Annotated in this window: 12 protein-coding genes; 11 read left to right on the top strand and 1 reads right to left on the bottom strand. The window is 32.3% G+C overall.

The genetic code is table 11. The annotated features are described in order from the left end of the window. Window position 1 precedes the first annotated feature (1 nt). Window positions 2-802 carry an ABC transporter substrate-binding protein gene (locus CKA54_RS01305; RefSeq protein ID WP_120759325.1) on the top strand — a complete coding sequence of 267 codons (801 nt, stop codon included), beginning with the start codon at window positions 2-4 and terminating at the stop codon, window positions 800-802. Here CKA54_RS01305 and hemW read toward each other — a convergent pair. After that, window positions 792-1,841 carry a radical SAM family heme chaperone HemW gene (hemW, locus tag CKA54_RS01300; protein ID WP_120759323.1) on the bottom strand — a complete coding sequence of 350 codons (1,050 nt, stop codon included), beginning with the start codon at window positions 1,839-1,841 and terminating at the stop codon, window positions 792-794. The genes CKA54_RS01305 and hemW overlap by 11 nt on opposite strands. 79 nt (window positions 1,842-1,920) lie before the next feature. On the opposite strand from hemW, the gene CKA54_RS01295 reads away from it, so the two are divergent. The 10 genes from CKA54_RS01295 to CKA54_RS01250 all read left to right on the top strand — a co-directional run. Then, window positions 1,921-2,391 (top strand): RNA pyrophosphohydrolase, encoded by a 471-nt coding sequence (locus CKA54_RS01295; protein WP_120759321.1) that lies wholly within the window; start codon window positions 1,921-1,923, stop codon window positions 2,389-2,391. After that, on the top strand, window positions 2,391-3,593 hold the full coding sequence (locus CKA54_RS01290; RefSeq protein WP_120759319.1) for an aspartate kinase: 1,203 nt from the start codon (window positions 2,391-2,393) through the stop codon (window positions 3,591-3,593). Before CKA54_RS01295 ends, CKA54_RS01290 begins: the two co-directional genes overlap by 1 nt. After that, on the top strand, window positions 3,594-4,130 hold the full coding sequence (locus CKA54_RS01285; protein ID WP_120759317.1) for a HobA family DNA replication regulator: 537 nt from the start codon (window positions 3,594-3,596) through the stop codon (window positions 4,128-4,130). Then, window positions 4,127-4,774, top strand: coding sequence for a DNA polymerase III subunit delta' (locus CKA54_RS01280; protein WP_120759315.1), 648 nt, complete (start codon window positions 4,127-4,129; stop codon window positions 4,772-4,774). The genes CKA54_RS01285 and CKA54_RS01280 overlap by 4 nt, the downstream gene beginning before the upstream one ends. After that, the gene (folP, locus tag CKA54_RS01275) at window positions 4,771-5,916 is read left to right on the top strand and encodes a dihydropteroate synthase (protein ID WP_120759313.1); all 1,146 of its coding nucleotides are present in this window, start codon (window positions 4,771-4,773) and stop codon (window positions 5,914-5,916) included. The genes CKA54_RS01280 and folP overlap by 4 nt, the downstream gene beginning before the upstream one ends. Continuing rightward, complete coding sequence (ligA, locus tag CKA54_RS01270; protein ID WP_120759312.1) at window positions 5,916-7,871, top strand: NAD-dependent DNA ligase LigA; 1,956 nt, start codon at window positions 5,916-5,918, stop codon at window positions 7,869-7,871. The genes folP and ligA overlap by 1 nt, the downstream gene beginning before the upstream one ends. Continuing rightward, window positions 7,861-8,583, top strand: a complete 723-nt coding sequence (locus tag CKA54_RS01265) for a TlyA family RNA methyltransferase (RefSeq protein ID WP_120759310.1) — start codon at window positions 7,861-7,863, stop codon at window positions 8,581-8,583. Before ligA ends, CKA54_RS01265 begins: the two co-directional genes overlap by 11 nt. Then, window positions 8,549-9,400, top strand: coding sequence for a bifunctional riboflavin kinase/FAD synthetase (locus tag CKA54_RS01260; protein ID WP_120759308.1), 852 nt, complete (start codon window positions 8,549-8,551; stop codon window positions 9,398-9,400). Before CKA54_RS01265 ends, CKA54_RS01260 begins: the two co-directional genes overlap by 35 nt. Continuing rightward, the gene (cmoA, locus tag CKA54_RS01255) at window positions 9,390-10,094 is read left to right on the top strand and encodes a carboxy-S-adenosyl-L-methionine synthase CmoA (RefSeq protein ID WP_120759306.1); all 705 of its coding nucleotides are present in this window, start codon (window positions 9,390-9,392) and stop codon (window positions 10,092-10,094) included. Before CKA54_RS01260 ends, cmoA begins: the two co-directional genes overlap by 11 nt. Before the next feature lie 455 nt (window positions 10,095-10,549). After that, window positions 10,550-12,569 (top strand): hypothetical protein (locus CKA54_RS01250; protein WP_143297919.1); only part of this gene is annotated, 2,020 nt, incomplete at its 3' end.

Below are 12,569 nucleotides of genomic sequence, written 5' to 3'. Positions count from 1 at the left end.
AATGAAAAAAATATTATTGTTTATAAGTATTGTGATTAGCTTTGTGTATTCTAAAGAGCGTTTAGTGGTGTTAGATCCTGCTAGTGTTGAGACTATATTTATGCTTGGTGGGGCAGATGAGATTGTTGGTATTGCTAAGTTGCAATATTCTAGTATTTATCCAGAAGAAAAGACTAAAAATATCCCAAGCGTAGGGACTTTTTCTAACCCTTCGGTGGAAAAAATTGTTTCCTTACGACCAAGTTTAGTTATTTTGAGTGAATATTCTTTTAGTCTAAAACCCATGTTAGATCAGTTTAAAATCAAAAGTATTGCATTACAATCAAAAAATTTAGAAGATATCAAAGAAAACATTCTCATCTTAGCAAAGCTTATTCATAAAGAGGAGCAGGGGCAAAAACTTTTGGAGTATTTTCAAAATGAACTTCAACAACTTCAAGAGCAAACTAAAAATAAAAATGTTATATATTTGTATTCAGCTCAACCTTTGATGGCTTTTAATGATAATTCTTTGATTGCAGATATTTTAAGATTATTAGGTTTTTTTAATGTTAGTCCTAAAAGTAAGGTTTCAAGACCCATTCTTTCTCAAGAATATATCTTAAAGCAAAATCCTGACATGATCATACTTGGAATGGGTGCAAACAAACAAAGCTTATTAGATTATTCTTTATTAAAATCCACCAAGGCTTGGAAGCAAAATTGTATCATTATAAATGATCATACTCATGAATTGTTAAGATTAAGTCCAAAAATACTTGATAGAATTAAAAAATTTAAAACGATACTTTCTAAGTGCTAATATATAAAGCTAATTCATCACTTAAGAGGTAGTTGGTATTATAAAAAACACCTTTTTTGTAAACTAACTTCCCTTTTTTACTAAGAAACATTGCTTTTTCTCTTTCTAAAGGTTCAAGTTTTGTTTCTTCTATGCCTATAAGACTTCTAAGTCCTAAGAAAATATGCTCTAAGCGTAAATCATGTAAATTTAAATTTTCAATCTCTCTAAAACAAGGATCATTGATATAATCTTTTAAATTTTTCTTAGTATAAAATCTTTGATTTTTTAAAAATCCTACCGCGCTTAAACCACAGCCTATATAGTCTTTTCCTTGCCAGTAAGCAAGGTTGTGTTTGCAAATTTGTCCAAAATTGCTGATTTCGTATTGTTTATAGCCAAGGCTTTCAATCGCTTTGATAAAATACTTCGCAAGGCGTGGTGCATTTTTTTTATAGTGAAATTTTTTAGCAAATCTCGTTTTTTCTTCTATAGTTAAATTATAAGCACTTACATGGTTAATATCTAGCAAGGCTAATTTTGAAATTTCATAATCAAGCATTTTAGTATCATCTAATTTCGTATCATAGATTAAGTCTAAGTTGATAGTGTCAAATCCTGCTTTTTTGGCATTTTCTATACTCTTAAAGATGGCTTTTTGATCATGAATACGCCCAAGAAATTGTAATTTTTTTTCATGAAAACTTTGCGCGCCAAAAGAAATGCGATTAAAACCTAAATTTTTTATAGCACTTAGCCATGAAAAATTACTAGAATTAGGATTGGCTTCAATGGTGATTTCACATTCTTGCTTTAAATAAGCTTGCAAAAATATAAAAATTTTTTCATAAAAATGTATATCCATTAAACTAGGAGTGCCACCACCTATAAAAACAGTCTTTATGGAGTTTTTGGCAACTTTAAAAAAATCTAGTTGGTATTTTATATCTTGCATTAAAGCGTTTAGGTAATCTTTTTCAAAGTCCTTTTTTTTAAGCGAGGTAAAAGAACAATAAAAACATTTGCTCTCGCAAAATGGTACATGGATATATAAATGCATAAAACTTCTCTAAAATATAATATAAATTCGTATTTTTTTGTTAGAATTATATTATCTAAAAGTCAAGGATAAGAAAATCATGGAAAAAGAAAAAAAATACAGGCCAAATGTAGCTGCTATAGTGTTATCATCAGCTTATCCTTTTGAGTGTAAAATTTTACTTGCTAAACGCAATGATATGGAAGATATATGGCAGTTTCCTCAAGGTGGCATTGATGAGGGGGAAGATGTTAAAAGCGCATTGTTTAGAGAATTAAAAGAAGAAATAGGCACAGATGAGATTGAAATTTTAGCCGAACATCCTGAGTGGATTAGTTATGATTTTCCGGCTAAAGTCGCACAGAAGATGTATCCTTATGATGGACAAAGCCAAAAATATTTCTTAGTGAAGTTAAAAAACAAAGCCATAATCAATCTTAACACTAAAAATCCAGAATTTGATGCTTATAAGCTTGTTGATTTGGATCAAGTTTATGACATGATAAATCATTTTAAAAAGCCTATATACATCAAAGTATTGAAACATTTTAAAGAAAGGGGGTATATTTAATGCTGATCGTACAAAAATATGGAGGAACAAGTGTAGGAACGCTAGAACGCATTGATGAGGTCGCTAAAAGAGTAGCTAAAAGCAAAAAAACTTGCGATAAATTAGTAGTGGTTGTTTCGGCGATGAGCGGGGTGACAAATGAGCTAATTGACTTTGCACACCATTTTAGTAAAAACCCTTCTGGTCGTGAAATGGATATGCTTTTAAGTAGTGGCGAGCGTGTAACTTCATCTTTGCTTGCTATTGCTTTAAATGAAATGGGTTTAAAAGCGGTTGCATTTTCAGGTCGCAACGCAGGGATCATCACAGATGATGTATATACTAAAGCAAGAATTGAGCATATTGACACTTCAAATCTTACAAAAGCTCTAGATGAGGGTTATATCGTAGTGGTTGCTGGTTTTCAAGGTGTTGATAAAATGGGCAATGTTACTACTTTGGGTCGTGGCGGAAGCGACTTGAGTGCGGTAGCTTTAGCGGGAGCTTTAAAAGCAGATTTATGTGAGATATATACAGATGTAGATGGGGTTTATACGACAGATCCTAGGATAGAACCTAAGGCTAAAAAACTAGATAGAATTTCTTATGAAGAGATGTTAGAACTTGCAAGTTTAGGAGCTAAAGTTTTACAAAATCGTTCTGTAGAATTAGCTAAAAAATTAAATGTTAAACTAGTAACTAGAAGCAGTTTTAATGAAAATGAAGGTACGATTATCACAAAGGAGGAAAATATGGAACAAGCTTTGGTTAGCGGTATAGCATTAGATAAAAACCAAGCAAGAGTAACATTAAGGAATATCGATGATAAACCAGGAATTGCAGCTGCGATTTTTAGTACTTTGGCAGATGAAAACATCAATGTGGATATGATCATTCAAAATGTAGGAGTGGATGGAGCTACTAATCTAGGCTTTACTGTGCCAGAAAATGAATTAGATTTAGCGACCAATGCTATGAGAAAAGTTTTAGGAGCTAATGCCATTATAGAAACGGATAGCGCGGTAGTAAAAGTGTCTGTTGTAGGTGTAGGTATGAAGTCACATTCTGGTGTTGCTTCGGCTGCTTTTCAAGCTTTAGCTAATGAAAACATTAACATACAAATGATCTCTACAAGTGAAATCAAAATTTCAATGATCGTCCATGAAAAATACGGCGAATTAGCCGTAAGAGTGCTACATGAAGTTTATAAGCTAGATGTATAAATGAGCAATAGTTTTTTAAAATTTACCCTAGAACAAATCCGAGAAAACGGCACTTATACGAGTTGGCTTGAAGAAAGGCGTCTTGAGTGGTCGCCTTTAATCGCTTCCAAATTAGCATTGCTTTTGCAAGGTTATACTTTTATTGTAATTACTGATGAGCAAAGAGTATGGTTTGAAGAGTATTTTTTAAGTCAAATCAATGCTAGCAACACAAGACCTTTAGTGCCTTTTGTTTCTCTAAAAGGAATTTATAATAAAGCTTGCAATACTCAAGAAGATATTGACTTGCTTAATGACCTTTTAAGTATTTCTTTTCCTAATGGTTATGCGTTTTTTTATATAGGGACTAATACAGGTTTTAAATTTAAAATCGCTAATTCTAAAGAAGATAGCATGCTTTGGCTTTTTGATGAGCAGTTGCAAAACAGCTTTTATCTTTCCTCGCGCGATAAAGAGTTAGATTATAAACTCATTTCTTTGTATAAAGTATTTGAACAAAGCTTAGAAGCGGTACTTTTTTCTAAGGTAGAAATTTGAACCTAAGAAATAAAATCATTATTCATAATGATTTTGAGTTGATGCAAGAAAAACTCATAGAAGAATATAGACAAAAAAACCTTAGATTTTTCATACCTAAAAATCCTGACTTAGAACTAAGACTAAATGACCTAACTTATGATAAAAATGCTCAAGCAACTGCAAGAGCTATTATGAAAGAAAGCTATATGGCTGAAGCACATGCTAAAATCATTGTCATACTAGCAAAATCTTTTCGTGAAGAAGCACAAAATTTTTTACTAAAACTTTTTGAAGAGCCACCAAAAAATGTGTATTTTATCATTGTAGCGCCATCTAAGAATGTATTTTTACCTACCATACTTTCAAGGTTTATGATAGAAAAGCATAAAATTCAAAGGGAAAAAATAAGCCTAAATTTAGATCTTAAAAAAATGGATCTTGCAAATGTTTTAGCGTTTTTAAAAAAATACGAAAATATAGATAAACAAGAGTGTTTAGAGCTTATTAGCGCTTTAAGTTATGAGTGTTTTAAGCAAGATATCAAGCTAAATGATGAAGAGATCGACTTTTTTTATAAAGCTTATGAATTAGCTAAGTTAAATGCCAAGCCATCGGTTTTGCTTAGCACGATAGTTTTATTTTTACATGAGAGAAAACAATGAAAATCATCAAAATCAATCCCAACACCCAATTTGATAAAATTTGTCACTATATCAAACCGCATAAGGCGGGAGAAAAGATTATGAGTGAGAAAACTCAAATTCATTTTTTTCTTATCAAAGACTTAAGAGCACCTGCTGCAAATATACTCAAGCAAGATGCATTAAGAGTGGGAGCTGAGCTTGTGACACATAAAGAGGTTATTTTGGGTAAGGAGCAAACTAGTGCCTTGCTTATGGTAACGCAAGATCAAGCTAAAAAACTCATAGAAAAAGAAAAATTACAAGATTTTAAACTCAAAAATTTAGCATTATTTTTAAAGTCTAAATTTATTAAACCCACTCAACCAAAAATCATGGGTGTGATCAATGTCAATGAAGACAGTTTTAATGCGCAAAGCAGGGTTAAAGAAAATGAAGTTTTAGAAAAAATTGAACTCATGATCTCTCAAGGGGCTGATTATATAGATATAGGTGCGGTTTCTTCAAGACCTGGTAGTGTGTATTGTGGGAAGGAAGAAGAATTTAAGCGTTTAAAAAACACCTTAGATTTAATCTATAAAGAAAAACTTTATGAAAAATGTATTTTTAGTTTAGATAGCTTTGATGAGTATTGTTTAGAATATGCTTTAAATAAAGGCTTTAAGCTTATTAATGATATTACCGGTTTTAAAAATGAAAATTTGGCCCAACTAGCTTTAAGTTACAAAGCCACTTATACACTCATGCATATACAAAATACTCCGCAAAATATGCAAGATGACCCTTGTTATGAAGATGTATTAGCCGAGCTTGATGAGTTTTTTGCACAAAAGTTACAAAGACTTAGCGAGCTTGGCTTAAAAGATGTGATTTTAGATGTTGGTATTGGTTTTGGTAAGAGTCCTTGGCATAATATGATGTTAATTAAACACTTAGAGCATTTTTTGCGCTTTGAAAAGGAGCTTTTAATCGGAGCTAGTAGAAAAAGCGTGATTAATGCGTATTTTCAATCAAATGTAGAACAAAGACTTGCAGGTACGCTATATTTGCATTTAGAGGCTTTCAAAAATGGCGCAAGTATTATAAGAGTGCATGATGTATACGAGCATAAACAAATGTTTGAGCTTGCAAAAGTGATGAATGAACTTTCTTTGGAGCAATGATGACTTATCAAGAGTATTTAGAAAAAGTAAAACTAGCAAAAGAATGGATGAGGGCTTACTATGAAGATGATGAGCCTTTAGCAAGCGATGAGGAGTATGATAAACTCATTAGAGAGTTAAAAGAATTTGAAGTAAAATATCCTGAAAAAATTGCTAAAGATTCTCCTACGCAAAATATCGCCCCGACGATACAAAGCGAATTCCACAAGCTTGCACATAGTGCAAAAATGTGGTCTATGGAAGATGTTTTTGATGAAGCTGAGCTTAGAGCTTGGGCAAAAAGAGCCAAATGCGAGTTTGATTTTTTCATAGAACCTAAATTTGATGGAGCAAGTTTAAATCTCACTTATGAAAATGGCATTTTAATCAGCGGTGCTACAAGAGGCGATGGAGAAGTAGGCGAAGATATTACTTTAAATGTAAAAGAGATATCTAACATACCTCAAAGCATATCTTATAAAGATAAAATAGAAATTCGTGGCGAAGTGGTGATTTTAAAAGAAGATTTTGAAAAAATCAATGAAAAAAGAGCCAAAGAGGGCTTAAGTTTATTTGCAAATCCACGCAATGCAGCAAGTGGTTCACTAAGACAGCTTGACACAAGCATTACAAAAGAAAGAAATTTAAAATTTTATCCTTGGGGAGTAGGGGAGAATTCTTTGGAGTTTAAGAAGCACTCTGAAGTGATGGAATTTGTAAGAAGTCTTGGTTTTTTAAAAGATGACTTTGTTTTTTGTGTGAAAACTTTAGATGAGGTTTTGGAAAAATATCATGAGCTTTTGGAAAAAAGAGATCAAAAACCTATGATGATGGATGGTATGGTTGTAAGGGTAGATGACTTAGCCCATTGTGAATTTTTAGGCTATACTGTGAAATTTCCAAAATTTATGGCAGCATTTAAATTTCCTGCATTGGAGAAAACTACCACCTTACTTGGAATGAATTTGCAAGTAGGAAGAAGCGGAGTGATCACTCCTGTGGCAGTGCTAGAGCCTGTAAATTTAGATGGAGTAGTGGTGAAGTCTGCGACCTTGCATAATTTTGATGAGATAGCAAGACTAGGAGTAATGATAGGCGATAGTGTAAGTGTGATAAGAAGTGGCGATGTGATACCAAAAATCACCAAAGTTTTCACCCAAAGACGTGATGGTTTAGAAAGCAAAATCTCCAAACCAACTCTTTGTCCTGAATGTTCTAGCGAGCTTTTAGATGAGGGTGCTTTTTTAAAATGTCAAAACTTAGACTGCAAGGCAAGACTTGTAAATTCCATTATACATTTTGTATCTAAAAAGTGTTTAAATATAGATGGCCTTGGAGAAAACATCGTCGAGCTTTTATTTAAAGAAGGAAAAATCACCAACATAGAAAGTATATTTTTCTTAAAATACAGTGATTTTGAAGGTTTAGAAGGCTTTAAAGAGAAAAAAATCAACAATCTTCTAAGTGCCATAGAAAATGCAAAAAAATGCCCTTTATCAAGATTTATCACTGCATTGGGTATAGAGCATATTGGCGAAGTAGCGGCTAAAAAGCTGGCGCAATCTTTTGGCTTTGAATGGTTTATGCAAAGTTATGAAGCTTATGCGAATTTAGAAGGCTTTGGCGAACAAATGGCTAAAAGTTTAGAAGAATTTACTCATGTCAACGCAAAGCGTATTCAGCATTTTTATGAAATTTTACACTTAGAAGATGAGAAAAAAGAGCTTGTTTTAAATGAAAATATTTCCAATAAAACCTTTGTTATCACAGGTACTTTAAGCAAATCACGCGATCATTTTAAAGAGTTGATCGAAAGTTTTGGTGCAAAAGTAAGCTCAAGTGTGTCTAAAAAAACTGACTTTGTATTATACGGAAGTGAAGCAGGCTCAAAGCTTGAAAAAGCACAAAGCTTAGGGGTTAAGTGTATCAATGAAGCCGAGTTTAATGCCCTTTTAGGTGGTGCTGATGAGGTTTGATGTTTTTGTAAGTACAAAACTAAACATTTCTCGTAACAAAGCTTGCGAGCTTATAGAAAACAAGCAAATTTTACTCAATGGCGAGTTTAAAAAGACTTCTTTTAAACTCACATCTTTAAATCCTTTAGAAGATGAGAGTTTAAAACTCACACTTTTAGAAGAGCTTTTTGTAAGTAGAGCCGCTTTTAAACTCAAGCATTTTTTGCACGAGCATGCATTTACTATAAAAGATAAAATTTGTTTAGATATAGGCTCATCAACCGGAGGCTTTGTGCAAATTTTACACCAAAACAAGGCTAAACATATCACTGCTTTAGATGTGGGCTTTAACCAACTTCATGAGAGTTTAAGAAATTTAGAAAATCTTCAAATTTGTGAAAATACCGATTTACGTGAGTTTAAAAGCGAAATTTTATATGATGTTATCACTTGTGATGTGAGTTTTATATCTTTAACGCATTTGATTTATCATATAGATAAATTTGCTAAAGATCTTATCATCTTACTTTTTAAACCTCAATTTGAAGTAGGTAAAAACATTAAGCGCGATAAAAATGGAGTGGTAAAAGATACAAAAGCCATTAAAAATGCCAAAGAAAGCTTTGAAAAAGCCTGTGCAAAACTTGGTTGGATCTTACAAGTAAGTCAAGAGTCGCAGTTAAAAGGAAAAGAAGGCAATGTTGAGTTTTTCTACGCCTATAGAAAAAACTAAAATCACAAATTTAGCCATAGGTCGTTTTGATGGTATGCATTTGGGACATTTTGAGCTTTTTAAACATTTAGATGAAAATGGAGCTTTGTTTGTCATCACTAAAGAAGAAAACAAAGCCCTAACACCTGGAAATTTTAGAGCAACTTTAGTTGATTTTCCTTTGATTTTTTGTGATTTTGATCAAATCAAAGACTACAAAGGCGAGGAATTTTTAAAACTTTTAAAGCAAGAATTTCCCAAGCTAGAAAAAATCATCGTAGGGTATGATTTTAAATTTGGTAAAGAAAGAAAATGTAGTGCTAAAGATATACAAAGTCTTTGTGGGGTAAATACCATCATCGTAGATGAGTTTAAAATTCAAAACAAAAGCGTTCATGCAAGTATGGTTAAAACTTTACTCAAAGAAGCTAAAGTTAAAGAAGCTAAAAATTTTCTAGGTAGGTTTTATACCATAAAAGCAAACATCATCAAAGGCCAAGGTATAGGCGCTAAAGAGCTTGTTGCGACTTTAAATTTACATGCAAAAGACTTCATTTTGCCTAAAGATGGTGTGTATGCAACTTTTGTAACACTAAAAGATCAATGCTACCAAAGCGTGAGTTTTTTAGGGGTAAGATCTACTGATGAAAATTTTGCTATAGAAACACACATTTTAGATGAGCATTTTACACATACTAATGCAAAGCATTTGCAACTAAGTTTCATTGACTATATAAGAGCTAATGCAAAATTTAACAACCTAGCCTTGCTAAAAGCACAAATTAGTAAAGATATCAAAAAAGCAAAAGAAATTTTAGGAAGATCCCATGAAAGATGAAATTTTTAAAAAACCTTTAGAAAAACAATTCGAATTCGATAAAAGCGTAGCAAGTGTATTTGATGATATGGTGTCAAGATCTGTGCCTTTTTATACACAAAATTTAAAACTCATAGTAGAACTCATCGATCATTTTACATCGCAAAATGCTAAAATTTGTGATCTTGGTTGCTCTACGGCCACTTTGTTGCTAGCATTATATGAAAAAAGAAAAGATTTGCTTTTAAGCGGGGTTGATGATGCAAAAGCTATGCTAGAGATCGCCAAAAGCAAATGCCAAGCTTTTGGAGCTAAGGTGGAGTTTCATCAAAAAAATTTAGATGATTTTGAATTTTTTGCAAATGATGTTTTCATCGCCACTTATACTTTGCAGTTTATCCGCCCACCCAAAAGACAAGAACTAGTCGATAAAATTTACCAAAACCTCAATAAAAATGGCGTATTTATACTCAGTGAGAAAATTCTCTACGAAGATGTCAAAATAGCCAAAAAAATGATCCAAATTTATGAGCAGTATAAACTAGAACAAGGTTATAGTAAGCTAGAAATTTCCACCAAAAGAGAAGCTTTGGAAAATGTCCTCATACCTTATACCCAAAATGAAAATATAACCATGTTGAAAAAAGCTGGTTTTTCTAAAGTAGAAAGTGTATTTAAATGGGTAAATTTTGAAACATTCATTGCTTTTAAGTGAAACTATGTTTATATAAAGTTATATTTTATGGTTTATTAAACTTATTTTAAATAATACTAAACTATAATTACACATTTTATTACGTTTCATTTATATATTAGGAGTAAACATGACTTGTTTCACGGGGGGGGGGAATCGATAATTCCCAAATCAAACATTCTTTAAATTCATCAAACCAACTCTCATTTTTTACGAAAAAAACCTTTCTTTCTTTAGCAACTATTTCATTTTTAGCTAGCTATGCTAATGCAAACATCATAAGCGATCATAATTATTCAAGTGGTGCTATCCAAATAACTAGCAAAAACCAAAGAGATATCAGCGGTGGTGATTGCAGTGGCACAAGCTGTACGATAAGTAATGAACAAAATCAACAAATCAATATTAGCAGACCCAATGGTGGTGCTTTAACCATAACTCAAGATGGTAAGATTGATGCTCGCGGACAAGGTGTTATGGTAAATAGTAATGCTAATAATGTAACCATTGATAATCAAGGAGTGATTAAAGGTAGTGTTAGTGGTGTTAAAGTAGAAGGAGGTACGGCAAATAAAGTAAGCAATAGTGGCACTATACAAGGTGGAAGCCACTATGGGATGTATATCGTTGCAAATAGCACTGTAGAAAATATTAGCAATACAGGTACAATCATAGGGCAAAAAGCAGGTATACAAGTGGGATATAGTTCACATATTGGGACAATTAATAATGGTGGGGCTATTAGTGGAATTAGTGGAATTCAAGTTGATAAACACTCAACAATAAATGCAATTAACAATAGTGGAATAATTCAGTCAAATTCTAATGGTTGGATTGAAGGTGGAATATTAATTAGAGAATATAGTAAAGTTGATAATATAATCAATAATGGATTAATTCAAAATCAAAATAACAATAAATCTGGTGCTATATACTTTTATGCTGGACATTTTAAAACGCTTAATAATGGCAAGAATGGAACAATAATTAATAAAAAAGGATATGGGGCTATTGCACTAGAGAGGGTTAGTGGTCATGCTAGCACAGGCGATTTATTAGATAATAAAGGGACAATTATATCAAATACAAATGGAATAATTGCGATTATTGAGGGAAAAATCAAAACCATTAATAATGAGGGTACTATTTTAGTCAACGCCTCAGCTATAGATTTTGGAAGAGGTGAAATTGAGACAATTTTAAATAATGGTGTTATGCAAGGTGGTGCAAATGGTATAATTTTAAATAGTGTTAATACTATTGAAAATAAAGGAACAATACTAGGACAAAGTGGCGTTGGTGTGTTTATCAATGGTTCTAATCAACACATCAAAAACTACATCAAAGCAGAAGGTGAAAACGCTATCATTGCAGGAGGCACTGCAGGGATTTACAATAAAGGCACTATAGGTACTAACAACAATGGAACTTCCATTAATAATGGTAATGTAATCGACTTACAAAATGGTGCTATCATAACAGCATTATCTTCTAATAAAAATGGAGATTTCACATACAACCCAAATGGCACAGCCTTACAAAATGAAGGCACTATTAAGGGCAATATCAATCTTAACAATGAATCTAAAATCATTGGTTCTGTTTTAAACAGAGGATCTATCACAGGTAATATCACTCTTAATGGTAAGTCTTATATCACTTCCATTAACAATGAAAAAACCATCCAAGGTTCTATAGACTTAAAAGATAATTCTCAAATAGGCACTATCTTTAACGAAGGCACCATTGAAAAAGGTATCCATCTAAATCAAAGCTTTATATCTTCTATAGAAAATAAAGGCACTATTAGTGGTGATGGTATTACACTAGCAAATGAAAGTCAAGTAGGTTCTATCATTAACCATGAGGGTGCTAAGGGTAATTTAGACTTAAAAAATGGCTCTATCGTAGGTTCTATCACTAACAATGGTGATATGACAATCACTAGAGATGATACAAGCAAGATAGGTATATTTAATAATCATGGTAATATAAACAATGAATTTGAAAACAAAGATAATTTAGATGTCTTGATGAATGATGAGGGTGCTATCTTAGAAAAAGGTTTAGATAATAGTGGAAAAATCAATTCAGGTATTGATAATAAAGGTACTATCCAACAAACTCTAGCCAATAGCGGCTCTATTACCATTATAGACAACAAAGGCAATATAGAAAGCATTAGCAATCTAGCAAATACAAAAACTAAAGACAATAAAGACAAAGCCCATATTGGAACTATCATCAACTCAGGAACCATAGGTAAAGAGGCAACTCCACTAGCAAGCACTATGGATATTAGCTATGGTATGAATAACCATGGTACTATAGATAAACTTGTTAATAAGCATGATGGTATTATCTTAAATGGCATTAACAACGAAGGCTCTATGAATATCATCAATCATGGTAGCATACACAATGGTATTACAAATACAGGTACTATTACACTTAGTTCTAATTTTACTCCAAGCTTTAAAAAAGCAAGTGAATATA

Origin of the sequence: Campylobacter sp. P255, assembly GCF_003627915.1 — a bacterium.
Classification (GTDB): Bacteria; Campylobacterota; Campylobacteria; order Campylobacterales; family Campylobacteraceae; genus Campylobacter_D.
This window is presented reverse-complemented; position numbering and strand designations above follow the sequence as displayed.

Coding starts and splice junctions, on each gene's coding strand:
- ligA (WP_120759312.1), top strand. CDS start 5,916: ATGACTTATCAAGAGTATTTAGAAAAAGTAAAACTAGCAAAAGAATGG.
- CKA54_RS01265 (WP_120759310.1), top strand. CDS start 7,861: ATGAGGTTTGATGTTTTTGTAAGTACAAAACTAAACATTTCTCGTAAC.
- CKA54_RS01305 (WP_120759325.1), top strand. CDS start 2: ATGAAAAAAATATTATTGTTTATAAGTATTGTGATTAGCTTTGTGTAT.
- cmoA (WP_120759306.1), top strand. CDS start 9,390: ATGAAAGATGAAATTTTTAAAAAACCTTTAGAAAAACAATTCGAATTC.
- CKA54_RS01295 (WP_120759321.1), top strand. CDS start 1,921: ATGGAAAAAGAAAAAAAATACAGGCCAAATGTAGCTGCTATAGTGTTA.
- folP (WP_120759313.1), top strand. CDS start 4,771: ATGAAAATCATCAAAATCAATCCCAACACCCAATTTGATAAAATTTGT.
- CKA54_RS01285 (WP_120759317.1), top strand. CDS start 3,594: ATGAGCAATAGTTTTTTAAAATTTACCCTAGAACAAATCCGAGAAAAC.
- hemW (WP_120759323.1), bottom strand. CDS start 1,841: ATGCATTTATATATCCATGTACCATTTTGCGAGAGCAAATGTTTTTAT.
- CKA54_RS01260 (WP_120759308.1), top strand. CDS start 8,549: ATGTTGAGTTTTTCTACGCCTATAGAAAAAACTAAAATCACAAATTTA.
- CKA54_RS01290 (WP_120759319.1), top strand. CDS start 2,391: ATGCTGATCGTACAAAAATATGGAGGAACAAGTGTAGGAACGCTAGAA.